Below are 26248 nucleotides of genomic sequence, written 5' to 3'. Positions count from 1 at the left end.
GTTTCGATGCGCCTGTGCGGCGGCAAAAACCATGGTTGTTCTGGACGGTAGGGGCTGGATTGATCGGCAAGTTCAACCTCGTTTGCCAGCCGGTATGTGCAGTTCATCGGCTGTGTTCAAGGTTGGGCTGAACGTCGTGTGACCGCCGCGATTCCAACCTTCAAGAGCCTTACGGCCTCATCGAGAAATGCCCTGCACTTGCAGTGTCGACAAGTGTGACGGCCCGGTGGCTCGGCACTGAGTCGTCTTGTTTTTTTTGATGAGGATCTGGCTATGAACCTGGCAGAACAACCCGAGGCGCTTGCACTGGCGAGCGCGCAAAATGCTGTCGAAGCATCCCTTCAGGTGCGACCCACGTTGGTGTGCCTGTCGCATCTGCGCTGGGGATTTGTTTATCAACGGCCGCAGCACGTCATGTCGCGATTGGCCAGACACTACGACGTGGTGTTTTTCGAAGAGCCGGTATTTGTCGAAGACGCCACGCCCAGACTCGAGCTTTCGAATCCGGCGGCGGGAATAGAAGTGGCGGTGCCGCAATTGCCGATCGGCATGAGTGGCGAGGCGATCGAGCAGGCGCAGAGGCAATTGCTCGATGAACATCTCGCCGGGCGCGTTCAGGGCGATCTGCTCCTTTGGTATTTCACGCCGATGAGCCTGCTGTTTACCGAGCACCTCGACGCTCGGGTTACCGTCTATGACTGCATGGATGAACTGTCGGCGTTCATGGGCGCACCGGCGCGCTTGATCGACATGGAGCAGCAACTGCTCGCCCGGGCTGACGTGGTGTTTACCGGCGGCTTCAGTCTGTGGGAGGTCAAGCAGCGCCAGCACGGTAATGCCTATCCGGTACCGAGCAGCGTCGACATCGCGCATTTCGCGGCGGCGCGGCAGGCACTGCCGGAACCGCCCGATCAAGCAACCATAGCGCGGCCACGCCTGGGCTTTTTCGGCGTGATCGATGAACGCTTCGATATCGAATTGATTGACCGCGTGGCGGCGATGCGTCCCGACTGGCAGATCGTGCTGATCGGTCCGGTGGTGAAGATCGATCCGCAGACGCTGCCGCAACGGCCGAACCTTCATTATCTGGGCGGCAAGCAATATGCCGAGCTGCCGGACTACCTCGCTGGCTGGGACGTGGCACTGATGCCGTTCGCCCTCAACGCCTCCACGCGTTACATCAGCCCGACCAAGACTCCCGAATACCTCGCTGGCGGTTGTCCAGTGGTGTCGACGCCGATTCACGATGTGATCAGCGGCTACGGCGAGAGCGGCGCGGTGTTCATCGCCGACACTGCCGAGGCCTTCGTCGAGGCCATCGAAAAAGCTTTGCCACTCAAAGGCACCATCGAATTTCTGCAGCGCGCCGATGCCGCGATCGCCGGCATGTCGTGGGACAACACCAGCCGCTTCATGCAGGAGCAGATCGAATGCCTACGATAAGCCTTGAGCGCGCCAAGTCCGGCCACGCCTATGACTACCTGATCGTCGGTGCCGGGTTTGCCGGCAGTGTCATCGCCGAGCGTCTGGCCGAAGGATTGGGCCGCCGGGTGTTGCTGATTGACCGGCGCCCGCATATCGCCGGCAATGCCTACGACCATTACGATGAGGCCGGGGTACTGGTGCACCGCTATGGTCCGCACATCTTTCACACCAACGCGCAACGGATCGTCGACTATCTGTCACGCTTCACCGAATGGCGGCCCTACGAACACCGCGTGCTCGCGCAGGTGGACGGCAAGCTGGTGCCGATTCCGATCAATCTGACCACGCTGAATTCGCTCTATGGCCTGTCGATGTCCTCCGAAGAAGCCGAAGTGTTTCTCGCCGAACGCGCCGAACCGGTGGCGACCATTCGCACCTCCGAAGACGTCGTGGTCAATCAGATCGGCCGTGAGCTCTACGAAAAATTCTTTCGCGGATACACGCGCAAGCAGTGGGGGCTGGATCCCTCGGCACTGGATAAATCGGTGACTTCGCGCATTCCGACGCGGACCAGCGAAGACGACCGCTATTTCGCCGACACTTTCCAGATCATGCCCTCGGGCGGCTACACGCAAATGTTCGAACGCATGCTCGATCACCCGAACATCGATCTGTTGCTCGGCGCCGATTTCAAGGCTGTGCGCGACGAGGTGCAGTACGCGCATCTGATCTACTGCGGCCCGATCGACGAATACTTCGATTTCCAGTTGGGCCGTTTGCCTTATCGGTCCTTGCGCTTCGAACACCATACCCTCGAGCAGGAACACTATCAGCCAGTGGCGGTGGTGAATTATCCGCACCCGGATGTGCCGTATACGCGCATCACTGAATACAAACACCTGACCGGGCAAACGCACCCGTGCACCAGCATCACTTACGAATATCCGTGTGACGATGGCGACCCGTATTACCCGGTGCCGCGCACAGAAAATGCCGAGCTGTACAAACGCTATCGAGCGCTCGCCGAGCAGACGCCGAACGTGACGTTTCTCGGGCGACTGGGTACCTACAAGTACTACAACATGGATCAGGTGGTGGGCCAGGCGCTGGCCTTGTATCGGGATATTCAGGCGGCGCAGGCAGAAACCACCGCTGAAACCGAGATCGATGCTTCATGACCGCGCAGCCGAAAGGCGACGAGCCCGGCGCAGATGCGTCTTCGATCTTCAGCAGCTTCGTCATGGCCGGTTTCGAATGTTCCAGCCAGCGCCGCCAGGACGGTCGGCGCCTGGATCTGCTGGCCGACACCGGGCATGCGCGCTGGGCCGCCAAGGACTATCAGCGACTAAGCGAGTTGAACATTCGTTGCGCCCGCGACGGCTTGCGCTGGCATCTGATCGAGCGCAGCCCCGGGCGCTATGACTGGAGCAGTTTTCTGCCGATGCTCAAAGCGGCACAAGCGCAGCAAGTGCAGGTGGTCTGGGATCTGTGCCATTACGGCTACCCGGATGATCTGGACATCTGGCGCCCGGCATTTGTCGAGCGTTTCGCCCGCTTCGCCGCTGCTGCAGCGAAGCTGATGGCCGACGAGGGCGTGAGCGTTCCGTTCTACTCGCCGATCAACGAGATTTCCTTCTGGAGTTGGGCGGGAGGCGAGGTGGCGTATTTCAATCCGAACGCACGCGGGCGCGCGCAGGAGCTCAAGCATCAACTGGTGCGGGCGAGCATTGCTGCGATCGAAGCGATTCGCGAACAGGTCCCGAATGCGCGGTTTGTCCAGTGCGATCCGTTGATCCATGTGATCGCCGGCTCCCGGCGCACTGACGATATCGAAGCCGCTGAGGCCTATCGGCTGTCGCAATTTCAGGCGTGGGATCTGCTCACCGGCCGCGAATGGCCGGGTCTGGGTGGGCAGGAGCATTACCTGGATATCGTCGGCGCCAATTTCTATGCGCATAACCAGTGGTATTTCCACGGCCGACGGATCCTTCGCGGCGAGCGCGACTTCCGGCCGTTGTCGGGCATGCTCAAGGAACTGCACCAGCGTTATCAGCGGCCAGTGCTGATCGCCGAAACCGGTGCCGAAGATGATGAACGCCTGCCGTGGCTGGCATACATCGTCGAGCAGACGCTGCTGGCGCTCGAACGCGGTGTGCCGGTGCAGGGGATTTGCTGGTACCCGTTTCTCGATTATCCGGGTTGGGATAACGGCCGATATTGCCCCACAGGTGTGTTTGGCTATCCCGATGGCGAGGGCGAGCGCGCGGCGTTTCATCCGCTGCACGTCGAGCTGGCGCAAGTGCCCGAGCGGATTGCCGCAAGTCTGCGCCGGGTCAATGGCCGGCGTGTTGAGGGGCAGGGGAGATGAACTTTCAGCGCAGGCGTGATGAACCGTTGCCGGCGTCAGCCGCCGCGTTTCTATGGCGCTACATAAGAATTCGCCCGGCGCACTTCGTCGCCATGGTCGCACTGGTGATCGGCGCGGCGTGCTGCGCGGTAGTGGTGCAATACGGCATGAAACTGCTGGTCGATGCCATGGCCGCCGGGTCGGCGGCGGAACAGGTCTGGCACGCGTTCGGCCTGTTCATGGCATTGATCGTGATGGAAAACCTGCTGTGGCGCCTCGGCGGTTGGGTCGGTTGCCACACCATCGTCGGCAGTTGTGCGGATCTGCGCGTCGACCTGTTCCATCATCTGACCGGCCACCCGATGCGTTATTTCCGGCGGCATTTCTCCGGTTCGCTGGCCAATCGCGTCTCGGCGATCGGTGCCGCTGCCGACAAAGTGTATGGCGGGCTGACCTGGCGTATCGTGCCGCCATGCGTGGATTTCATCGGTGCCGTGGCCTTGTTGTTGGCGGTGCACGGTGCGATGGCGCTGGCGTTGGTCGGTTGCGTGATAGTCGTCGCCGCGCTGATTACCATATTCGGCGTGCGCGGCCGCAGCCGGCACATCGCGTTCGCGTCGCAGTCGGCGCGGGTCGGTGGCGAAATTGTCGATCTGGTTTCCAACGTATGGACGATCAAGGCTTTTTCCGGGCGGGAGCGCGAGCGCTTGCGCCTGGAGCGCGAGATCGGCATCGAGGCCGATTCGCACCGCAGCAGCTGGATGTACATGGAAAAAGCCCGGGTACTGCACGACATCTGCCTGACCGTTATGGCCGGCGGCATGCTCGGCTGGGCGATTCTGCTCTGGGGAGCGGGACAGGTGACGGCGGGGGATGTGGTGATGGTCAGCGCGTTGACCTTCCGCATCCTGCACGGATCGCGCGAACTGGCGCTGGCCCTGGTGGAAACCAGCCAGCAGATGGGCGTCATCAGCGAAACCCTGGGCATCGTCGCCCAGCCCCACGAGCTCAGCGACGCCTTGGAGGAACTGGCGCCGACGCGCGGGCACATCAAAATGCTCGACGTCAGTTACGCCTACCCGGACGGGCGCAAGGTCTTCGAGCATTTCTTTCTCGATATTCCGGCCGGGCAAAGCGTCGGCATTGCCGGCACCTCGGGCTCGGGAAAATCGACCTTGCTCGGTTTGCTGCAACGTCTGGATGACGTGCGCAGCGGGGTGATCCTGATCGACGACCGCGACATCCGCTCCGTCAGCCAGGACAGCCTGCGCCGGCAGATCGCTGTGGTGCCGCAAGAACCGGCGCTGTTCAATCGCAGCATTCTGGAAAACATCGGCTACGGCCAACCGCACGCTACCGAGCAGCAGATCATCGATGCGGCGCGCCAGGCGTTTTGCGATGAATTCATCCAGGCGTTGCCGCAGGGTTATCACACCCTGGTGGGTGAACGGGGAGTGACGTTGTCCGGCGGGCAACGCCAGCGCCTGGGGCTGGCGCGGGCGTTTTTGAAAGACGCACCGATCCTGATTCTCGACGAGGCGACCTCGGCACTTGATTCCGATTCCGAAGCGATCATCCAGCGCGCATTGAGCAACCTGATGCGCGGCCGCACGGTACTCGCCGTGGCCCACCGCCTCTCGACCATCGCCAACTTCGATCGGGTGCTGGTGCTGGAGGACGGCGAGATCGTCCAGGACGGCACTCCCGAAGAACTGCGCGAAAGCCAAGGGCGGTTCCGCACGCTGTGGCAGATGCAGGCGATGGTGCACAACCGTTGAACGCGCTGCTATTGCGCTGAGCGCGTCCAGACCCTGACGTAGTCGATGCGAAACACCGACGGCAGATCAGCATCGTCGACCACGCCGAACCAGTCCCACATCGCTTCACTGTCGAAGACGATTTGCATGGGGAAATGCCAGTAGTTGTTTTTCGCCTCTCGCACCAGCACGCCGTCGACGTACCAGCGCAAAGTCTCGGGTTGCCAGTCAAAGCCGTAGACATGAAAAGTATTGGCCAGCCGCCACGGTGCGATCCAGGTACTGCCGGAGCTCAGGTGTTGATCATTTTGCGGTCTGGCCCAGACATGGGCGTTCATGTTGTACCGGCGATCAAAGGCTTCGTTGCGGGTCTTGCCGCCGATTTCGAAGATGTCGATTTCCGTGGCGTTGTCCGGCAGCCCGGTCCACGCCAGCCAGAACGCACTGGAGCCGGCGGAATTCATCGGTTTCGCCCGGGCTTCGTAATAGCCGTACATCCCCCGTTCGTTGGTTCGCACCATCGCCGAGCTGTAATCCTTGTAGCCCAGAGCTACGTATTTTTCCGGGAGGGTCTGTTTGCGGAAAGTGATGTTCAGATTGCCGTTGCCGAGCTTGGCGTTCTCCGGCAAAAACAGCGCCGGTTTGCGCCCGAGGGAATCGGTGCCGGTGGCGTTGTTGACGTGCCAGCGTTCGGCATCGAGCGCGCTGCCGTTGAATTCGTCGGACAGCCGCGTATCGCGTTTCCAACCGCCGGCATTGGCCTGGTCCGATAACGGCAGGTCGGGCGTAACGTGCGTCGGGGTCGGGCCTAGCGGACCGACGCGAGTCCACGCATCCACCTGTTGCGGAATGGCGACCGCCCACTTTTGCGCCAGATACTCGAACACATTGCGGCGTTCTTCCTGGCTGCTGAATGGGCGGTCATAAACCAGTACTTCGGCAATGTCGCCGCGGAGGATTTCCGAGGTGCCAACCACGTTGCGCGCCACCGCGAACGGGCCGATCGGCACGTCACTGGTTTCCAGCAACGCCAGCGCCGGCTCGTACGCGGTGGTGTGCTGCACGCTGATGCCGAAATTCGGTGCGACGTTATCGTTATCCGCCAGTTGCGGCCGCGAGCTGAACAGGCGCTGCCAGGCCTTGCCGCCGGCTTGCTCGGGCAGGCGCCGCGAGACAACGAACACCGTCACCGGCCCTTTGCTTGTGCGGATCGCCTGGCCCATGAATGCCGCCGTGCCGCTGAAGCGCACCACGCCGTGGCCGTTGAGGGCGTTGTCGAAGCGCGTCGGCAAAGTCGTCGCCGCGCGGTTGTCGATGTCGACGTCATTGCCCTTGCCGGACTTATCCAGCCAGCGCACGACCTGGTTTTGCCCCTCCAGTGTCATCGAGGCCGGATCATTGCCGTCCAGCCACAGCACCAGTCCGTCAGCCACCGGTTGGGGAATATTGGCCCTGACGCCGGCGCTCAGCATTAGCAAAACCAACAGCAACCATCGTGATCTGTTCATGAGTCTTCCCTAACGTGGATTTGCCCCGGTTCAAGTGCCCACCGCCAGCAGCGGCGCCGGTTGCGGGCGGTAGCCCCATGGGTTGTGAGTCTGCCAGCGCCAGCTGTCGATGAGCATTTGCGTCAGCTCGCGTTGCGCGCGCCAGCCCAGTTCGCGCCCGGCCTTGCTCGCATCGGCGCGGCACTCGGCGACATCACCGGCGCGGCGCGGGGCGAAGCGGTAGGGAATACGCAGGCCGGTGACGTCCTCGAAGGCGCTGATGATCTGCAACACGCTGTAGCCGTTGCCGCTGCCGAGATTCCACACGTGCAGGCCATGCTCGTCGCCCTGCAAAACCTGTAGCGCCTTGAGATGACCTTCGGCCAGATCCAGCACATGGATGTAATCGCGAACGCAGGTGCCGTCGACGGTTGGATAGTCGTTGCCATACACGGTCAACGCAGCGCGCTGGCCGCTGGCAACCTCGGTGAGGCACGGCAGCAGATTGTTCGGTCGACCGTTGGGCGCTTCGCCGATCAGCCCGCTCTGGTGCGCGCCGATCGGGTTGAAGTAGCGCAGTACAGCAATGTTCCAGCGTGAATCAGCGAGGGCAAGGTCGCTGAGCAATTCTTCGATCATCAGCTTGGAACGCCCGTAGGGATTGGCCGGTTTGCCGGTGCCGTGGTCTTCGACGATGGGCATGCGGGCCGGCTCGCCGTACACCGTCGCCGAGGAACTGAACACCAGATTGAACACGTGGGCGCGGGCCATCGCCTGACACAGGTTCAGTGTGCCGAACACATTGTTGGCGTAGTAATCCATCGGGCGGCGCACGCTCTGCGCAACGGCTTTGAGGCCGGCGAAATGCAGCACTGCATCAATTGCGTAGGTGCTGAAAATCTCGTCCAGCAGTGCGGCGTCGCGGATATCGCCCTCGATGAAATCGACGTGCGAGTGACTCAACAGCTCCAGCCGTGCGATGGCCTCGCGGCTGCTGTTGCACAGGTTGTCGAGGATCAGGACCGAGCGCCCGGACTCGATCAATTGCAGTGCCGTGTGCGAACCGATGTAGCCGGCACCGCCCGTGATCAACGTGGTTTTGCGCATGACGATGTGCTCCATTGCGAGGAAATGCAGCTCAGCGGGCGGTAAACACCAACTTGAATTCTTGCGGCCAGCGCGGGTGCAGCAGGCTGTAGGCCAAGGCATAGGTCAGCGCGCCGATGGCAATATCGCCGGTCAGGTGCGCGTAGCCGGACAGGCCGGTTTGCCGCGACGCCCACATCACCACGACGACCATCAGCAGCGAGGCGAACAGGCTGCGGTAACTGGACTGAAAGAAGCAGCGCCAGTCATAACCGATGGCGGCGTGCAGGCCGCGTACCTGCAGCGGCGTGATCAGCAGCATGCGCAGCAGCAATGCCAGCGCCGCCGCCATGCCGCCGTAGGTCGCTCCGAGCAGATACACCAGCGCCAGCGCGAGCAGGGTGGTGGCAACTTCGGCCTTGAGCGTCAGGTGCGTGCGATTGACCGCCACCAGCGCGGTGGTTGCATACAGGGCCAGATTGCCCAGCGCCGCCGTGCAGGCGAGCACTTGCAACAAGGGAATCGCATCGGCCCATTTCGCGCCGAAGATCAGCAGGATGATGTCTTTGGCAGTCAGGGCGATGCCGAAGAACAGCGGTGTCAGTACGAAACCGCTGATTGCCGTGGAATCGCCGATTACCCCGATCAGCCGCGCAGGCTCGGTACTGCGGCGGGCGAACACCGGCAAGGCGTAACTCATCAAGCCGTTGTAGATTGCCGAGCGCGGCAGGTCGATGATGCGCATCGCCAGGTTGAACATGCCCACTGCATGGGCGCCAGCGGTGAAACCGAGAATCAGGTTGACGCCACGTTGCAGGGTTTGCGAACTCATCACGTTGACACAGACCGGGAGACCGGCGCGCAGAACGTCGCCCAGCACTTGGCGGTCGATAAGAAAGGGAATGCGCCGACGCTCGCTGCGCATCAGTACCAGTGTGGAGATGCCGTCCATGATCAGCGCCTGAGCGACCACCGCCCACGGACCGAAACCCAGCAGCGCCACAGCCACACCGCCGACACCGCCCGCGACTTTGCCGAGCAAGGTACGCGAGGCCAGCAACTTGAAATTGCCGCTGCGGCGCATCTGCGCGACATACACTCGGGCCATCAGAGTGAAGAGGATTTTTACCGAGGCCACGGCGGTCATCCAGCGCAGCGTGGTGGACGGCGTATACAGCACCACCGCCAGCGAAATCAACGCAATCGACAACAGACTGACCAGCACGGCAAACCAGAACACGCTGCTGATGTGTTTGTTCTCGACACGTTGCAGGCGCACCAGCGGGTCTTCCAGCATCGACGAGAATAGAATGCCGACCACTTCGACCACGGCGATGATCAGCGTGCCGATGCCCAGCTCCGTCGGCGTCAGCAGATGCGCGTAGACGACAAAGGTAATCATCGACAGAAAGATCAGGCCGAACTTCTCGGTGAAAATCCATACGAGGGTCATCAGGCGGCGGTTGGCCATGGCGCGATCCCTGTAATTCAGCGGCTGTTGCCCAGGCTTTTCAAGCAGGCGTAGAGGTAGCGCAGGGTCGGTTTGCCCTGGGAGAAAAACAGCGTTTGCCACGAATGCCCGAGCATCTGCCGGAACACCTCGATAACCCGTCGATGATCGCCGCGCCGGGAAAACGCATTGAGAAATTCGGCGTGGTTGGCGAGGACGAAATAGATCCGTTGCTGTTTGGCCAGCCGCGTGCCGTAACGCGCCAGATAAAGCTGGATGAAGCGCAGCTTGTGCGGGTAATACTTGTGCGGTTGCGCGGTGATGTTGGCGGCGTTGACGGCGCGCCAGTGGAGGATCTGCGGCACGCTGTGGATCTCGCTGATTTCGGCGATGCGCGTCCACAGCAGGCGATCCTCGGCAAAGCGCAGGCTCTGATCGAAGCCGCCAATGGCGACGATGATCTCGCGCAGGGCGAGTACGCCGGAGGTGCCGTTGATGATGTTCTCGCGCATGAAGTCGGCAAAGTGCTCGCCGTGTTTGCAGCGGTCCTCCAATTGGCGTTTGCCGTCGCTGAATTCACTCATCTGAAAGCAATCGATCAAGCCGACTTTGCGTCCCTGTCGGGTCAACTCCGCGTGCAGCGCCAGTTGTTTTTGCAGTTTCTCCGGATGCCAGCGGTCATCGGCATCGAGGAAGGCAATGAAAGTTTCCTCGGCACTGAACACACCGCGATTGCGCGCACTGGCCGGGCCTTGGTTGGGCTGCTGCAACAGGACGATGGGCAGGGGCGCGGCGTAGTGCTTGACGATCTCTGGACCGGCATCACTGGAACCATCATCGACGACAATGACTTTGTCCGGCAGGCGGGTCTGTGCGCACACCGAGTCCAGTGTGCGTTGGATGCTGGCGGCGGCGTTGTACAGCGGAATCACCACGCACACGGTGACGGCGTAGGGATCATTCAGCATGGGCGTTGTTCCCGGAAAGTGCCGCGCATTGGCCGAGCATTCGCCGCTGGCAGCGGCTGCGGACGGGCGACGAGGTGGTGGCGGAAGGTCAGGCTGAGCACGCAGAAAATCAGGAACTCACCCGAGCGATAGTTGGGGATCACGTAGGCGACGTAATTGGTAACGACGAACAGGCCGATGATCACCAGCGCACAGGCCTGATAGCGCGCGGACTGATCTGCGGTGATTGCGCGATAGCGCTTGCTCAGGGTCTGGGCAAACATCAGCAGCAGGGCGATCAACTGAATCAGGCCGCCATTGAGCAGGGTTTCGACGTAGCCGCTGTGCGCGTTGCCGATGTAGCCCCAGCGCGTAATGAACGCATCTGCATCGGCACTGGCCCAGAACGCGCCGAAACCGTAGCCCTTGAGAAATTGCGCATCGATCAGCGGTTGCAACAGTTCCCAGATCAGCGTGCGGTCGGTCAGCGACGGGTCACGGCCAACCAGTTCCAGCAGCATCGCGTAGTTGGCGTAGAGCACGCCACACAGAAGGAAGAACACCAGCGTCGCCGCAGTGAAAGCCAACAGTGAGCGGTTGATGCGCAAGCGGATCAGCGTGATGAAGTAGGCGTAACTGGCGGTGCCGGCGACGATCAGCGCAATCGCCGTGGCCGACTGCGCCAGGCCAATGGCAATTAGCGCGAACAGGCCGTAGAGCATGGCCATTGGGTTGCGCTGGCGGATCATCGGCAGCAGCAACAGGATCGCAATAGCGTTCAGGCGTGCACCGGCATTCTTTTCCGCGAACACCCCGCGAAACGCACCGTCACGAATGCCGCCGGAAATGAAGGCGATGTCCGGGCGAATCACGGCGAAGATCAACCCGACCAGCGCCGCCGCACCGATCACACAGCCGAACAGAAACGCAATGCGTTCCAGGCTGTAGCGCCAGGCAATGAAACCGGCGAAAAACACCACACTGAGCAGCGCGACGAAACGCTTGAAGCTGAGCATCGGCTCGCTCGACCAACTGATCGACGCTGCCACGCAGCCGAGAAACAGCAGCAAGAACAGGTTCTGCCGGTAGAAGCTTTTACTGAGGAAGACCTTGTGCCGGATGAAGAAAAACAGCGGCACCAGCAAGGTCAGCAAGCCGCAGACCTGATTGGCCAGATTGCCTTCCAGATCCTGCTGGGCATCATCCAGCGTGCTCACATTACCCAGGCGCAGAAAGAAGCCGATCACTTGCGTATAGAACAGCACACCGAACAGGGTGAAGGCGTCCGCCAGCGTCGAGTAACGCACTTGCAGGCGGTTCATCTCAGCGCCTCCCGAGTAACGCCTTGAGGTAGGTCTGCACCGCGCGAGCATTGACAAAACGCGCGGCAGCATCAATGCGGCGCTGGCGATGCACGGCTCGCGGCGTGGCCATTTGCGCACTGATCGCGGCGGCGAGGGCGGCCGGATCGTCCACCTCGACCAAGGGCGCGACCGCACCATCGGCGAGAATTTCCTGCGGGCCGTACGGGCAGCGGGTCGCCACGACCGGCGTGCCGGTCGACAGGGCTTCGACCAGGGCGTTTGGGCTGCCTTCGAAGCGTGACGACAAGACGAAGCAATCGGCCCGAGCGATTTCGGCGATGGGGTCACTGGCGTACCCCGGCAGATCACAACGCTCGGCGACGCCGAGCGCTGCCGCCTGGGCCAGCAGTTCGCCGCGCAAGGCGCCTTCGCCGAAGATGATCAGCCGCGCATCGCCTTGTGGCAGGCGGGCGAAGGCGTCGATCAGAGTGTCGAAGCCTTTTTGTTGCGCCAGGCGTCCTACAGCGACGATTACCGGGGTGGTTTTGTCCTTCAGCCAGGGATGGCTGGGCGCGGCGGCGGGTTTGTCGCGAAAATCGTTGTCGAGCACCGGGTTGTCAGCGGTCGTCACATCGCGCGGGCGGGCGATGGTGGTGTCGACCAGGTCTTCGGCGACGCCTTGCGACACGCAGATCACCGGGTTGGGAATCAGCCGGTACAGCCACGGCGCCAGCCAGTAGGCGAGCTTGACCGACAGGGCCGGGTTGACGTGCTTGTCCCGCGAAAAGGCATTGCGCTCGCTGACATGCAGCCGCGCCAAGGTACCGGACAACGCGGCGGCGGCAATCGCCACGACGTTGACATGAGTGAGCACCGCCAGTTGCGCGTCGTAGCGATTGCTGCGCAAAAAGCGCATCAGCGCGGGCACGGCAGCGGCGCTGCGCGGGCTGTCGAGCAACACTTGCCTGACCCGTGGGTCGAGCGCCGGTTGATTGATGCCGGCACCGGTGAGCATCAGCAGCGTGACTTCATTGCCGGCCTCAACCAAGGCGCCGGCGAGGCGCACCATCATTTTCTCCGCGCCACCGGCGCCGAGGTCCTGGAGGATGATCAGCAGCTTTTTCATCGGTTCCATACCTGGTAATAGGCCTGGGCGGCGTACTGGCTGGTATAGGGCAGGATCGCTTCGCTGACTGAATGTCGGGCTGGAGCTGCCGGTTCGCGGTTGGCCAGACTGTCGAGCATTGCCTCGGTCAGGGCCGGCACATCATTGACACCGACCAAACGCCCGAGGCGTCCATCGTCGAGCAACTCGCGCGGCCCGCTGCCACAATCGGTGGAGATCACCGGAGTGCCCAGCGCCAGCGCCTCGACCAGCACCGTCGGCAAGCCTTCGTGCAAAGAGCTGAGCACCAACAGTTGCGAATGGCGGATCAGCGGATAGGGATTGCGCAGATGCCCGGTGAAATGCACCAGGCGTTCGATGCCCAGCCGTTGTGCCTGCGCTTCAAGCGCTGTGCGCAACGGGCCGTCGCCGGCAATCACCAGATACGGCAGCGGGCGTTGTTGCGCCGCCAGCGCGTAGGCGTCGAGCAGCAGATCGAAGCCCTTGGTGTGCACCAATCGGCCGATGCCCAGCCAGTAATGATGGGGCACACCACCGGGCAACGGCGCTTGTGCCGCACGCATCAGTTGTTCGCTGATCACTGCGTTCGGGCAATAACGAATACGCGGTCGCCCCCACGGCATCAACCCGGCAAGCGACTGGCGCAGACCGTGGGACACCGCGACCACCTTGCCGCTGCCGCACAGGTACAGCGCGTACAACAGCCGCAGGCTGGCGCGCCCGGTGTTTTGCTCGGCGCAATCCAGCGCGGCGTGGCGGGTGTAAATGACTTTGCAGGGACTGCCCAGGGTGGCGAACCAGGTGCAGAGATTGGCCTGCTCCTTGGCGCCAATCAGGTGCGTCACGCTTTCGCGGCGAATCAGCCGGCGCAACAGCACGATCGACTTTAGCCAGCCCGCGAGCCCACTGCCGCCACCGGCCATGCTCGGCGCGCCGTCGACGTTGGGCGAGTCGCCGTTCATGACGAAAAAACTCACCCGCCGTCCGTCCGCCAGAAACTGCTCGGCGAGGCGTTGCTGCACGCACTCGACGCCGCCGCCAGTCTGGTAATCCTTGAGCGTGAACAGAATATGCATCGGCACAATCCTCATGGGGCAGTGACATTGATTGCCACTTGCTGGCGCAGAATCAGTTCGGTCAGGCGCAGGGCATTGCTCGGGTAGTCGAGCAGGTAACGCTTGATCGTGTGCGGCTCGCGGTACATGCGGTAAAAGGCGCGCAGGTGCAGGCGATTGATAGCGTCGGGGTAGTATCGCTCGCTGGCATTGGCCTCCTGACGAATGAAACCGCCGCAGGTGAACGCCACGCCGCTGAAACCACCGCGCAGTGCTTCGAGGATAAAGCGCTCCTGCAGACCGGCGCCAAGGCCGACCAGCAGCAGGTTGGTGCGCTGTCGGCGGATGTCAGCTTGAATTGCCGCACCTTGTTCGGCGTCGAAGTAACCGTTGTGCGCGCCGACCAGTTGCAGGCGCGGGTACTGCATACCGAGCTTGTCAACGAAACGATCAAGCTCGGCCTGCCGCGCACCGACCACGTAGACGCGTTTGCCGCGCTGCTCGGACTCGCGCAACACCGGATCGGCAATCGAGGTGAAATCGAAACTGACCCGCTGCACCGCGCGCCCGGTGATGCGCGACATGAACCCGGACATCAGCATGCCGTCGCAGAAATACGCCAGCGACGGCGGCGGCTGGCGGATGAAACTGCCGATCGAGGCGAAGTTGAGAAAGGAGAACGCCCGGTTGGATTCCAGCAGGGCCGGCGAATAACGGTCGAGCAATTCCAGGCGGATCATGATGCGAGATCCTGTGTTTCGGCGGCGCAGGTTGGCCGGCCGACGCTGATGTAGGTGAAGCCGCGTGCGCTGAGGCGTTGCGGATCGAACAGATTGCGGCCATCGAAGATCAACGGATTTTTCAACTGGCGGGCGAGCAGTTCGAAGTCCGGCGCGCGAAACGATTGCCATTCGGTGACGATCACCAGCGCGTCGGCATTTTTCAGCGCCGCCTCTTTGGTCCCGGCCAGCGTCAGGTCATCGCGCGGGCCGTAAAGCTGCTGCGCCTGCTCCATGGCTTTAGGGTCGAATGCCTGCACATTGGCGCCTGCTCGCCACAACGCCTCCATCAACACGCGGCTGGGCGCTTCGCGCATGTCGTCGGTGTTGGGCTTGAAGCTCAGGCCCCACAACGCGAAGGTTTTGCCCTCCAGCTCGCCGTTGAAGTGCTCAGCGATCTTGTGGAACAGCGTGCTCTTCTGCTCGTTGTTGCGTGACTCCACCGCGCGGAGCAGGCGCGCATCGATGTCGACGCCGTGGGCGGCATGGATCAACGCCCGCACATCCTTGGGAAAACACGAACCGCCATAACCGATGCCGGGGTAGATGAACTGGTAGCCGATGCGCGGATCCGAACCGATGCCATGGCGGACCATTTCGATGTCGGCGCCAAGCTTTTCCGCGAGCCCGGCCATTTCGTTCATGAAACTGATCTTGGTCGCGAGCATGCAGTTGGCCGCGTACTTGGTCAGCTCGGCGCTGCGCACATCCATGACGATGATTTTTTCGCGGTTGCGATTGAACGGTTCGTAGAGCTCACGCATCAGCGCTTCGGCGCGCGGGCTGTCGGTGCCGATGATGATCCGGTCGGGGCGCATGCAGTCGTCGACCGCGCAACCTTCCTTGAGAAATTCCGGGTTGGAAACCACATCGAAGGTCAATGCAGCGCGGCCGCTTTCGCCGAGGATGGCGCTGATGCATTCGCGCACCCGATCCGCCGTGCCCACCGGCACCGTGGATTTGTCGACGATGATCTGCTCGCCGCGCAGGTGCTCGCCGATGGTGCGGGCGACGCTGAGCACATGTTTGAGATCCGCCGAGCCGTCCTCGTCCGGCGGCGTGCCGACGGCGATCAGCAACACATCGCCATGCTTTACGGCGGCGGCCAGATCGCTGCCGAATTGCAGGCGACCGCTGTGATGATTGTCCCGCACCAGGCTTTTCAGACCCGGCTCGTAGATGGGCAGAGTGCCGTCGTTCAAGGCCTGCACCTTGGCCGCGTCGACATCCACACACAGCACGTTGTGGCCGACCTCGGCCAGCGCGGCGCCCTGGACCAGTCCGACATAACCGATACCGAATACACTCACATTCATGGGAAAACCTCATGCGTGGCGGGGTGGGCCAGAGCGCTGGCCGCTGTCAGTAGATGTTTTTCGAGAACAGGGTGAAGGGCGTTTTCAGGAGGATCTTGATGTCCAGCCACAGCGACCATTGATTGATGTAATTGAGGTCCTGGGCGACCCGGCGCTGCATCTTTTCCACGGTCTCGGTTTCGCCGCGATGCCCGGTGATCTGTGCCAGCCCGGTGATGCCAGGCTTGAGCCGATGCCGCGCCATGTAAGCGCGGACCTTGCCGGTGTAATAGATGTTGTGGGTGACCGCGTGGGGGCGCGGGCCGACCAGCGCCATGTGGCCGAACAGCACGTTGAATAGCTGCGGCAGCTCATCGATCGAGCTGCGCCGCAGAAAGCGTCCCAGCGGTGTGACGCGGTCGTCGTCGCGGGTGGCCTGACGTACTTGCTGATCGTCGTGCACGCGCATTGAGCGGAATTTCCACACGCGGATCACTTCGCCGTCGCAGCCATGGCGGTTCTGCTTGAACAGCACCGGTCCCGGCGAGGTCAGCTTGACCGCAATGGCCACGCCGAGCAGCAGCGGGCTGAGCAGAATCAGCGCCACCGCGGCGACGCTGCGTTCGAACAGGTCCTTGCAGAACAGGCTGCCGGGGTGCGAAGTGAGCAGGCTTTCGTTGAGATAGATCGCCGGCATCCGCTCGATCTCGGAGATCGAATGATTGAGCAGGACCATGCTGCCCAGATCCGGAATCCACACCACGTCGACGTTCATGTCGAGGAGGTTGATGTACAGCGCTTCGATGGTCGCAGCCTCGGCCATCGGCAGCACGATGTACACCCGCCGCGCCTGCAAACGCGTGATGATTTCGCGAATGTCCTCGACCTCGCCGAGCAGCGGCAGGATGCTCGGCGCCGGGCCGCTGTTGGCTTTCGCCGCGACAAAACCCAGCAGCAGCGCACGATCCGGGTCGAGCAGTTTGCGCGCCAGTTCATGGGCGGTCGGGCAGGTGCCGATGATCACCGCGCGGCGCTCGTTGCAAATCATTTTGGTGTACATGCGCACGAACAGATGCAGCGGCAGAAACGTCGCCGCCTGGGCGAGAAAACCCACCACGGCCCAGACAATCACCACTTGCCGCGAGAACAACGCGCTGGTCTGGGTGACGAAAGCGATGCTCATCAGCAGCCCGAGCAGAATCAGCCAGCCGGCGAGCAAACGTCCGAGCCCGACCAGCAGACCATGGCGCTTGTGGTAGACCTGCACCAGACCGTAGACCGGCATCGAGCCAAGCACCGTGAGGATGATCAGCAGCCGATATTCACTGGGCAACTCGCCGATGCGCCAGCGCACCAGCACGATCAGCAACAGGTTGACCAGGGTCATTGCGCACAGCCATTGCACCCAGAAGGTGAGGCCGCGACGGTGTGCCATTTGCGCGGAATATTGCGAGGTCATCGGCGCGATCTCCGATTCGTCGAACAGGGAAGGATTTGCTGTTGCCGGGCGGCACGGCCCGAAGGATCAGCGCGGGGCGAAGTCGTAGTCGTAGAAGGAACGGGAATGGCCATGGCCGTACTTGCGCGCCTTGCGCAGATCGACCTGATTGAGCACCACGCCGAACACCGGCGCCTGGCTCTGCTGCAACACGGCGATGCTCTTGCGCACCTGGCCGACCGGCGTGCTCTGCGCCTTGACCACGTAGATCACTGCGTCGGAGTGCTGGGCCAGCAACAGTGCGTCGCTGACGATTTCTGCCGGCGGCGAATCGATGATGATGTGCCGGTAGCGCGACTTGAGAATCTGCAACAGCCGGCCGAGGCGTGGAGAGCTGAGCAAATCCTGCGCCGGCGCCACGGCATTGCTCGAACTGCTCGAGGCTTTCAAACGCGGTGCCTCGAACGGGTCCAGCGCCGATGGCGACAGGCAGCCGGCCGGGAGCATGTCGAGATTGCCGACGCTGCGGATGCAGTCTTCCAGCCGCGCGCTGCCGGCCATGAGGTTAGCGAGGCCGGGGCTCTGCGGCGGAAAATCGAAGTTCAGCGACAGCGTCGGCTGCCGCATGTCGGCATCGATCAGCAGCACCCGTTCCAGCGGCGCCAGCGACGAAGCGAGATTGTTGGCGATAGTGCTCTTGCCTTCGCCGGACACCGAAGACGTGACCAGCACCACCTGCGCCGGGCGTTCGTTGTTTTGCAGCATCAGCCAAGTGCGCAGGTTACGGATGGTTTCGCAGAAACGCGGGTGGTCGTTGTCCTCGAACAGCCGCGCCAACTGCCGCCGGCTCTTTTTCATCACCAGCGGCACGACGCTGAGCAGCGGCACATTGAGCAGACTCTCGACGGTGTCGTCGGTCTTGAAGGTGTTGCTCAGGGTATCGAAGAGGAAGGCGAGGGCGATGCCGACGATCGCTGCGACCAGCGCGACAATCGCGAGAATCAGGTTCTTGCGCGGTTTGCTCGCTTCCAGCGGTGCGATCGCCGGGTCGACGATGCGCGCCTTGGCCGAATCCATGTCCGAAGTGGCGGCGGTTTCCTTGAGGCGGGTGACGAAGGTTTCGTAGAGCGCTCGGGTGCTGTCGACTTCACGCTGGAATTCGCGCAGCTGGAATTCCTTGCGCGAAATGTCCTGAATCTGCGCCTTGTTGCTGTTGAAGGATTTGCGCAGCGCGTCTTCGCTGGCCACTGCCAGCTGATACTGGCGCTCAATACCGGCAACCACTTGCTGCACTTGCAGGCGCAGACTGTTGGCGGCGGTGCGCTGTTCGGAGCGGGCGGATATCAGCGCCGGGTGCTTCGGCCCGTACCGGCCCGACAACTCTTCGACTTTGGCCTGGGCCTTGGCCAGATCAGCCTGGAACTGCTGAATCAGCGGATTGCTCAGCACTGCCGGCACGCTGGACAACCGACTGATGTCGCCGTTGCTCAACGCTTGCGCCTGACGGAACTGACTCTCCGCTTCGGCACGGTCGCGGCGCGCATCGATCATGCGGTTGCCGGTCATCTGCAGCTCGTTGGCACTGATGGTGGCGACACCGTCGACATCGACCAGACCCTGTTCCTCGCGGTAGGCCTGCAACTTCTTTTCGGCGACGCGCAGGTTGTCGCGCAACTCGACCAGGCGGGTGTTCATCCAACTGGTGTTGTTTTGCGAAGACTTCAGGCTGGTGTCCTGCTGGCTGTCGATAAAACCCTGGGCGAGGGCGTTGGCCACCGCCGCAGCGAGTGCCGGGTCGGGCAGTTCGACTTCGATTTCCAGCAACTGACTCTTGCCGACGAATTTGACGCTGGTGTGCAGCATCAGATTTTGCGTTACGTCGTTGAACACCTGTTCTTCAGTCGCTGGCGGCTTCGGCGGCGGCAACAGGTCCAGCCACGGCAGCCACTGGTCACGATTGAGCTCCGCCAGCCATTGGCGCGGGGTGAACCAGCTCTGCGCCTTCTGGCGTGGATCGGTGACCGGGTTGGTAGTCAGGCCAAGTTTGCGCACGGCGCGCTCGGCCAGCTCCCGCGATTGCAGCAGGGCTTGCTGGGTCTGCAAGTAATCAGTGGTGGTGGCACCGCCGGATTCGGCGGCTTGCTGAAAACTCAACACCGGCGGCGTCTTGTCCTTGATCAGCAGTGTCGCACTGCCGACGTACTGCGGCGTGATGAACGACAGCGCCGCTACGGCCAGAGCGCAACTGAGCAGCACCAGCCAGGCGATGTTCCACTTCGCCGACCAGATCACCCGCCACAGGTGCAGCAGATCAAGGGTGTCCGACTCGTCGGCGGCTTGCGTTGGCAAGTGGCCCTGGAGCGGACGTTCGAGGTAGGTGCTTGGGCTGTTGTCCATGATCAGAAAAAGCCTTGTGCAATGGAAATGGTGTCGCCGGGGGCGATGACGGTGGTGCGCGAGATGTTCTCGGTGACCGGTGGGCCGCCACTGCCGCGCAAAATCGTCACGCGTTTCATTGAGGCGCGTTCGGTCAGGCCGCCACCCAGGGCGATGGCTTTTTCCAGAGTGAGCCCGGGCTGGAAGGGATAACTGCCGGGCTTCTGCACCTCGCCGTTGATGTAGAACGGGCGGTATTCGATCTGGCTGAGGCTGACTTTCGGATCGACCAGATAGCCTTGCCTGAGGCCATCGACGATTTTTTGTTCGACCTGATTGGGCGTCAGGCCCTTGGCGACGATTTCGCCGAGAAACGGGTAGGAGAAGGTCCCGGCATCGTTGAGGCGGATCTTCTTGAAGCTCAGTTCCGGCTCGCCGAACACGATGATGCGCAAGACATCGCCAGCGGCCAGGCGGTAATTGGTGTCGGTGTCCGCTGCCTCGACCGTGGGCACTGTCCAGAGCAGCAACAACAATAAAATCAGGCGCGTATGCATGGCCCAACCCTCCTACAGACTGACGTCGAACGTGATCTGGAAAACATTGCGGGTGAAGCTTTCGTTGTCGGCATCGGAGTCGTTATCGCGGTGGCGGTAGGCGACTTCGACGTCCAGCCAGCGGCGCATTGCGTAATTCACGCCGAGTTTGTAGTCCTGCAAATCGTCGCTACGATCCTGGCCTTCGTAGACGTAATGGCCCATGCCGACTTCGGCAACGCTGGTGATGCGTTCGGTCCAGCCGTGACGCCAACCGATCTGGGTGAAGGTGGCTTTCACCGCGTCGGAGCCATCGTCGCCTTCGGCCATGGCCTGGCGGGCGAGAAAGGTGAAGGTCGAGTAGGTGCGCGGTTTCCACGCCAGATCCACTTGCCAGGTCGGGTTGCTCAGGTCGTCGGAACCGCTCTGGTCGAAATTCTTGCGCTCGTAACCGACGCGCAATTTGCCGGTGGTTTTCGCCGTCATGTCCCACTCGGCACCGGCCAGCACTGCGTCGGAGCGGCTGCTGCGCGGGCTGTTCGATTGCAGGTAGTCGAAGCGGGTGTGGTCGTATTCGAGCAAGCCACGGGTTTTGCTGCCGAGGCGGTGATACCAGGTGCTGGTCAGATTGCTGGTGTTGCGCTCCTTGTCATCGTTGATGCCATCGGAGTTGTCGTAGCGCAGCTGTGCGTAGCTGGCGCCGAGGTCGATCTGGTTCAGCGCACTGCGCGCGCCAAAGGTGTAGACGCCGCCGACGCGCTGACTCTCGATCTTGTCGTTGATGCCGTCGACGGCGGTCGAGGTGGTGCGCTCGTATTTGCGCGCCTCGGCTTCGAGTTTCAGACGATGCCGATCAGTGAACTCCATGATGCTGTCGGCGCGCAGGCGCTGGGCGGTGTTCGAAGCGTCTGAGGCGCTGTGATAGATGTAGCGGGTCGGTTCCCAGATCACCCGCGTGGCACTGTTGCGATCCTCGGCCTTGAGCTCGAAGGCCGGCGCCAGACGGGTGACCATGGTCGATTCGACATCGTGTTCGACTTCGCGAAAGTTGTCGTCGTAGCTTTCCGACAAGGCAAAGGTCGGGGTGAAATCGAAGCCGTAGACATTGATCGCTTGCGGCTCAACGCACCAGGCAGCTTCGGGGGCACAGCAGGCGACGACTAAAACCAGGGAACAGCGAGGCTTCAGAGCCATGGATCACGCTCCTGATTAAGGGGGTCGGGGTCAGGGCGAAGCGGATCCGGACTATTGTCGCTGGCGTTCGAGGTAACTCAGCGGGACGCTGACGTGCTGTTGGCGGTTGAGAAAATTGAGCAGCATCATCACCCGCTCATCGCCGTGCATGGACAGGAACACGCCTTCGAGCGGGGACAGTGGGCCCTGGACGATTTGCAGAGGTTCGCCGGGCTTGAGTGTCGGTTCGGCAGGAAAACCGAGCGACTCCTGGCTGCGTTCGCGCAGTTGCGCAATCACGTCTTCGTCGACCCGGGCGGGCACATGGTTGAATTCGACGATGCGGCTGACACCGCGGGTCGAGCGAATCGGTGCCCAGTTATCGTCGCGGCTCAGTTCAATGAATACGTAGCCGGGGAACAGCGATTCCAGTGTTCGTTGGCGTTTGCCACGAATACTTCGCTCGCTCATCAGCTGCGGCCGAAAGGTCGAATAGTTCTGTTGCTGCAGATTGAGTTGTGCCCGTTCATCCTGGCGGGGCTTGCACTGCAATAAATACCAGTTAGAGCCGTTGCGGCAAACCGTTAGCATGCTGGAGTACTCCATACATAGCGATCGTGTAAGCAGGGCGGCCGATAACGTGGGAAGAGCCGCCAAGCTTGCTAGTAGGTAGTAGGCTGATCAAGGCAAAGTGCCGAGCCAGATGCATCAATGTTTATTGGCAGAAGAAGTGTTTCAAAAATGAATCAACTTGATTGGGTTGTTGTTATATCCATGGCCGTCTTGGCTATAACGAGTCCGCGCTTTTGTTTGAGCAAAGCTACCGCACGGTTCGCAGTTGCGACCTTCAGGATCCAATTACATAAATAGCCGGAGAGCAGAAAAGTACGCGTCGGCGCGAGCTCATCGGGCAGTGATTAGTTATCGGCCAGTCTTTGCAAGCTGTCAATTGCTAACAGTCAAAAACATTACCTTTCATCCGCTGATGATGGCCATCTCACGTAAGTCATTGTTTGGTCAGGGCGGATTTTATTCGTCGGGTTTTTTAAACTTTTCGAAGTTGTTGTAGTCACGCGGGTTAGATGGCGCGCGTGATAGCAAATTAGTTTCAATCTTACATGTTTCGGTTCGTAAGAAGTTTTGATTTTAGATGCCTCGCGTCGGATGCTGCTGGCCCGGGTAACTAAGGTCGTCTATGAATAGTTACGGTCGTTCGCGGGTAAATGTTCGTGCTGCATATTTCTTGAAGTCAAACCGGTGAGCCGAGGCAATCATGAGTGTTCTGGTAACGGGTGCCGCAGGTTTTATCGGTTATCACACGGTCATGCGTTTATGTCGCGAAGGGCTAGAGGTTGTGGGTATCGACAATCTCAATCCTTATTACGACGTCAAACTCAAACAGGCGCGTTTGCAGAGATTGCAGACGCTGGTCAATTTTACGTTCCAGCGGCTGGACATTGTCGATCAGAGCGCTTTGACCGCGTTGTTCGAACACGGCCACTACAAACAGGTCATTCACCTCGCTGCGCAGGCCGGAGTGCGCTACTCGCTGGACAATCCTGATGCCTATGCGCAGTCGAATCTGCTCGGGTTTCTCAACGTTCTGGAAGCGTGCCGTCGTCACCCTCCAGAGCACTTGATCTATGCATCGAGCAGTTCGGTGTATGGCGCCAATACCAAGATGCCGTTTGCAGAAGACGATCCGGTCGATCAACCGGTTTCGTTGTACGCCGCGAGCAAACGCGCCAACGAACTGATCGCGCACAGTTACTGCCATCTCTACGGCTTGCAAGCCACCGGCCTGCGCTTCTTTACCGTGTACGGCCCGTGGGGTCGACCGGACATGGCGCTGTTCAAATTCACCGAAGCGATGCTCAACGGGCGCGCCATCGACCTCTACAACCAAGGCGAAATGGCGCGCGACTTCACCTTTATCGACGACATCGTCGAAGCGATTTTCCGACTGCTCGACAAACCGCCCGCAATCAGCGCCGAGCGCGGCACCAATCGCCTGTTCAATATCGGTCGCGGCAGTCCAGTAGCGCTGATGAGCTTCGTCGAATGCCTGGAGCAGGCACTGGGCATCAAGGCTCAGCGCCGTTATTTGCCGATGCAGGAGGGCGACGTGCTGAAGACCTGGGCCGATGTATCGGCGCTGGCACGCTGCATCGACTTCAGCCCGCAGGTGCCGATCGAGCAGGGCGTGCAAGCGTTCGTGCAGTGGTATCGCGAGTTTTACCAGGTCTGATTCAGTGCAGGGTGACGGCCCTGCGACTTTCCCCGATGCGGATCCGGTCGAGGGCGCGGTTCAACGCATCCAGCGCATCGAGCAGCGCCTTGGCCTCGGCCTCACGTCCGTCGCCCCACAGGCGTTCGGCCATTTTGTTCAATGCCTGAATGGCGCGTTCGATGTCGGCTGCGCTGGGGTTGCTGTCAGGGGGTGGTGGTTTTTTCGGCATTCAGGGTTCCTCGGCGGTCGGCAAACCACCATACCGCCAACGCGCCGAGCTATACAGCCAGAAGTGTCGCCGATCAGCAGCGAATGCTATCTGATCAGCAAGCCGCCCCAATCAACCGCGCCTCGATAAACCGCACCGAACTCTCCAGCGCCTGCTGCCCCTCGGCCAGCATGCCTGCGTAGAAATGCCAGGCGTGAAACATGCCGGGCCACACTTCGAGATTGACCCGGACGCGGTTGTCCGCCAGGTGATTGGCCAGACGCATGGCGTCACTGAGCATCAGTTCGTTTTCGCCGATCTGTACCAGAATCGGTGGCAGTCCGGTGACGTCGGCGAACACCGGCGAGGCCAGCGGATGGTTGGCCAAGGTGTCGCCGAGAAAGGCTCGCGCGAGGATGTCCAGCACGGGCTTGGAGTTTAGCGGGTCAAGGCCTTCACGATTGCTCATGGAAGCGCCGGTGTGTTCAAGGTTGGCCCAAGGCGAGATTGACGAGCCCACCGCAGGCAAGGGCAAGCCTTTGGATTTTGCCGCGACCATCACGCTGACCACCATCGCGCCACCCGCCGACTCGCCTGCGAAGGCAATCTTGCTGGCGGCGATGTTCTGCTCAAGCATCCACTCATAGGCGCGCAAAGTGTCATCGATGGGGGCGGGGAACTGATGCTCGGGTGCGAGGCGGTAATCCGGCATGTACACCCGCGCGCCGAGCATTTTTGCGTAGTTGCCGCAGATGCCGTGGTAGCCGTCAGGTCGACCGACGATGTAGGCACCGCCGTGGATGTACATCAGCACCGCGTCGGTCTTGAGTTCATCCGGAGTCACCAGCGTAGCGGGCACGCCGCCCATGTCGACTGCTTCAAACCTCACGCCAGCCGGTGGTTGATTCTGCCCTAGCATTTTTGCGTAGGCATCGCGGATGTCGCTCATCTTAGTGGTGGTATCGATACCCTTCAGCACGGGCACCAGATCGCTGAGGCTGTTGGCCCAGGTTTGTACAGCTGCTTTTACTTCAATGTTCATATGACCTCGATCAGACGTTAGTGATGGCTTAACTAATCGAAATGGTATGCTCATGATTGGGGAATAGGGTTCCCCATAACCGGTGCCAAGCCGCCTGAATGCCAAACCCGGAGGCCACATGGAACTGCATAACCTGAACGACATCGCCGCCTTCGTCGCCTCGGTGGATACTGGAAGTTTTACGGCGGCGGCCAGGCAACTCGGGCTGACCCGCTCGGCCGTCGGTAAATCGATCGTGCGGCTCGAATCGCGTCTGCAGGTCCGTCTGCTCAACCGCACCACCCGCAGCCTGAGCCTGACCGACGATGGTCGGGTGCTGTATGAGCGATGTGTGGGCATCTTGCAGGATCTGGACGAGGTCGAAGAGGCTTTGGCGTTCCGCCGTTCGACGCCCAGCGGCCGCTTGCGCATGAGCCTGCCGGTAGCACTGGGCCGGCTGCACGTTGTGCAGCACATCGAGCGCTGTCTGAGAGACTGGCCGTCGCTCGCCATCGACGCGACGTTTTCCGATCGGCTGGTCGACCTGATCGACGAGGGTTTCGATCTGGCGATTCGCATCGGTCCGCCCAAGGAAGACTCCGGGCTACTCACGCGCACGGTGGCTTACCAGCAAATGATCACCTGTGCCGCGCCCGATTATCTGAATGAACATCCGGCACCGCAGACACCCGAAGATCTGGCCGGGCATGCGTGCCTGCACTTCGTCAGCGGCGGCCGATTGCTGGCGTGGAATTTTCGCGTCAATGGTCAGCCTGTGCCGGTCATTCATGCCGGACGGCTGCAAATGGACAGCGCCGAAGCCTTGCATCAGGCGACTGCGGCCGGCCTCGGTATCGCGACATTGCCATCCTATGTGGTCAACGATGACCTGCGCAGTGGCAAGCTCGTGCAGTTGCTCGCAGAGTACGCCGAGGCTGCCGAGCCGATCCGGGTGATTTATCCGAGCAAGCGACACCTGTCGCCGAAGATTCGGCTGTTTATCGACAGGCTGGTGGAAGCGTGGTCACCGGCGCCTTGGGACTGATCAGCCCGCCATAGGAGCTGTGCCGCAAATTCACAGCAGGTGTGCTTTTTCAGCTATATCCAGCCAATCTTGGCGAGCCGTACTCTTGCAAACAGTGGCGCAGAAACTTGCGTGTCATCGCCACTGTAATCCGACGATGTCTGTGCTCGGCACGGATCATTTG

Annotated in this window: 22 protein-coding genes; 6 read left to right on the top strand and 16 right to left on the bottom strand. The window is 61.3% G+C overall.

Annotated features, from left to right (window positions below; genetic code table 11):
• Positions 1 to 273: 273 nt before the first annotated feature.
• The 4 genes from D8U61_RS05865 to D8U61_RS05850 are packed head-to-tail and all read left to right on the top strand — an operon-like array spanning position 274 to position 5550.
• Positions 274 to 1443, top strand: a complete 1170-nt coding sequence (locus D8U61_RS05865) for a glycosyltransferase family 1 protein (RefSeq protein WP_130926568.1) — start codon at positions 274 to 276, stop codon at positions 1441 to 1443.
• Positions 1431 to 2603, top strand: coding sequence for a UDP-galactopyranose mutase (gene glf, locus D8U61_RS05860; RefSeq protein WP_130926567.1), 1173 nt, complete (start codon positions 1431 to 1433; stop codon positions 2601 to 2603). Before D8U61_RS05865 ends, glf begins: the two co-directional genes overlap by 13 nt.
• Positions 2600 to 3793 carry a beta-glucosidase gene (locus D8U61_RS05855; RefSeq protein WP_130926566.1) on the top strand — a complete coding sequence of 398 codons (1194 nt, stop codon included), beginning with the start codon at positions 2600 to 2602 and terminating at the stop codon, positions 3791 to 3793. The genes glf and D8U61_RS05855 overlap by 4 nt, the downstream gene beginning before the upstream one ends.
• Positions 3790 to 5550 (top strand): ABC transporter ATP-binding protein, encoded by a 1761-nt coding sequence (locus tag D8U61_RS05850; RefSeq protein WP_130926565.1) that lies wholly within the window; start codon positions 3790 to 3792, stop codon positions 5548 to 5550. The genes D8U61_RS05855 and D8U61_RS05850 overlap by 4 nt, the downstream gene beginning before the upstream one ends.
• Before the next feature lie 8 nt (positions 5551 to 5558).
• Here D8U61_RS05850 and D8U61_RS05845 read toward each other — a convergent pair whose 3' ends face one another.
• From D8U61_RS05845 to rfaH, 14 genes are all read right to left on the bottom strand, one after another.
• Positions 5559 to 7037 carry a family 16 glycosylhydrolase gene (locus D8U61_RS05845; RefSeq protein WP_130926564.1) on the bottom strand — a complete coding sequence of 493 codons (1479 nt, stop codon included), beginning with the start codon at positions 7035 to 7037 and terminating at the stop codon, positions 5559 to 5561.
• Positions 7038 to 7067: 30 nt separating this feature from the next.
• Positions 7068 to 8123 carry a UDP-glucose 4-epimerase GalE gene (gene galE / locus D8U61_RS05840; protein ID WP_130926563.1) on the bottom strand — a complete coding sequence of 352 codons (1056 nt, stop codon included), beginning with the start codon at positions 8121 to 8123 and terminating at the stop codon, positions 7068 to 7070.
• A gap of 31 nt (positions 8124 to 8154) precedes the next feature.
• Entirely contained in the window at positions 8155 to 9573 is a 1419-nt protein-coding gene (locus D8U61_RS05835; protein WP_130926562.1) for an oligosaccharide flippase family protein, read from the bottom strand.
• A 17-nt stretch (positions 9574 to 9590) separates the two neighbouring features.
• Positions 9591 to 10520 (bottom strand): glycosyltransferase family 2 protein, encoded by a 930-nt coding sequence (locus D8U61_RS05830; protein ID WP_125926779.1) that lies wholly within the window; start codon positions 10518 to 10520, stop codon positions 9591 to 9593.
• Positions 10514 to 11821 carry an O-antigen ligase family protein gene (locus D8U61_RS05825; protein ID WP_110646539.1) on the bottom strand — a complete coding sequence of 436 codons (1308 nt, stop codon included), beginning with the start codon at positions 11819 to 11821 and terminating at the stop codon, positions 10514 to 10516. The genes D8U61_RS05830 and D8U61_RS05825 overlap by 7 nt, the downstream gene beginning before the upstream one ends.
• A gap of 1 nt (position 11822) precedes the next feature.
• Positions 11823 to 12929, bottom strand: a complete 1107-nt coding sequence (locus D8U61_RS05820; RefSeq protein ID WP_130926561.1) for a glycosyltransferase — start codon at positions 12927 to 12929, stop codon at positions 11823 to 11825.
• Positions 12926 to 14005 (bottom strand): glycosyltransferase, encoded by a 1080-nt coding sequence (locus D8U61_RS05815; RefSeq protein WP_130926560.1) that lies wholly within the window; start codon positions 14003 to 14005, stop codon positions 12926 to 12928. The genes D8U61_RS05820 and D8U61_RS05815 overlap by 4 nt, the downstream gene beginning before the upstream one ends.
• Positions 14006 to 14016: 11 nt before the next feature.
• Positions 14017 to 14724, bottom strand: coding sequence for a WecB/TagA/CpsF family glycosyltransferase (locus D8U61_RS05810; RefSeq protein ID WP_122746365.1), 708 nt, complete (start codon positions 14722 to 14724; stop codon positions 14017 to 14019).
• Entirely contained in the window at positions 14721 to 16079 is a 1359-nt protein-coding gene (locus D8U61_RS05805; RefSeq protein ID WP_125926776.1) for a UDP-glucose/GDP-mannose dehydrogenase family protein, read from the bottom strand. The genes D8U61_RS05810 and D8U61_RS05805 overlap by 4 nt, the downstream gene beginning before the upstream one ends.
• Before the next feature lie 46 nt (positions 16080 to 16125).
• Entirely contained in the window at positions 16126 to 17517 is a 1392-nt protein-coding gene (locus D8U61_RS05800; protein ID WP_130926559.1) for an undecaprenyl-phosphate glucose phosphotransferase, read from the bottom strand.
• Between the two features lie 66 nt (positions 17518 to 17583).
• Positions 17584 to 19893 carry a GNVR domain-containing protein gene (locus D8U61_RS05795; protein ID WP_130926558.1) on the bottom strand — a complete coding sequence of 770 codons (2310 nt, stop codon included), beginning with the start codon at positions 19891 to 19893 and terminating at the stop codon, positions 17584 to 17586.
• 2 nt (positions 19894 to 19895) lie between these two features.
• Positions 19896 to 20429, bottom strand: coding sequence for a polysaccharide biosynthesis/export family protein (locus tag D8U61_RS05790; RefSeq protein ID WP_071172312.1), 534 nt, complete (start codon positions 20427 to 20429; stop codon positions 19896 to 19898).
• A gap of 12 nt (positions 20430 to 20441) precedes the next feature.
• Complete coding sequence (locus tag D8U61_RS05785; RefSeq protein ID WP_110646547.1) at positions 20442 to 21602, bottom strand: outer membrane beta-barrel protein; 1161 nt, start codon at positions 21600 to 21602, stop codon at positions 20442 to 20444.
• A gap of 51 nt (positions 21603 to 21653) precedes the next feature.
• Positions 21654 to 22172: a transcription/translation regulatory transformer protein RfaH gene (gene rfaH / locus D8U61_RS05780; RefSeq protein WP_024012821.1), complete on the bottom strand. Its 519-nt coding sequence runs from the start codon at positions 22170 to 22172 to the stop codon at positions 21654 to 21656.
• A gap of 682 nt (positions 22173 to 22854) precedes the next feature.
• Here rfaH and D8U61_RS05775 point away from each other — a divergent pair.
• Entirely contained in the window at positions 22855 to 23829 is a 975-nt protein-coding gene (locus D8U61_RS05775) for an NAD-dependent epimerase (RefSeq protein WP_130926557.1), read from the top strand.
• 1 nt (position 23830) lies between these two features.
• On the opposite strand, the gene D8U61_RS05770 is transcribed toward D8U61_RS05775, so the two are convergent.
• Both D8U61_RS05770 and D8U61_RS05765 read right to left on the bottom strand, forming a co-directional pair.
• Positions 23831 to 24040 (bottom strand): hypothetical protein, encoded by a 210-nt coding sequence (locus D8U61_RS05770; RefSeq protein ID WP_130926556.1) that lies wholly within the window; start codon positions 24038 to 24040, stop codon positions 23831 to 23833.
• Positions 24041 to 24134: 94 nt separating this feature from the next.
• Complete coding sequence (locus tag D8U61_RS05765; RefSeq protein WP_177433305.1) at positions 24135 to 25061, bottom strand: alpha/beta hydrolase; 927 nt, start codon at positions 25059 to 25061, stop codon at positions 24135 to 24137.
• Between the two features lie 118 nt (positions 25062 to 25179).
• Between D8U61_RS05765 and D8U61_RS05760 the strand changes: the two genes are divergently transcribed.
• Positions 25180 to 26085, top strand: coding sequence for a LysR family transcriptional regulator (locus D8U61_RS05760; RefSeq protein ID WP_130926555.1), 906 nt, complete (start codon positions 25180 to 25182; stop codon positions 26083 to 26085).
• The last annotated feature ends 163 nt before the right edge of the window (positions 26086 to 26248 follow it).

It is taken from the genome of Pseudomonas sp. Sample_14 (assembly GCF_004307515.1).
In the GTDB taxonomy this organism is placed as follows: domain Bacteria; phylum Pseudomonadota; class Gammaproteobacteria; order Pseudomonadales; family Pseudomonadaceae; genus Aquipseudomonas; species Aquipseudomonas atacamensis.
Note: the sequence above shows the minus strand (reverse complement) of the source record. Positions and strands in the feature narration are given on the sequence as shown.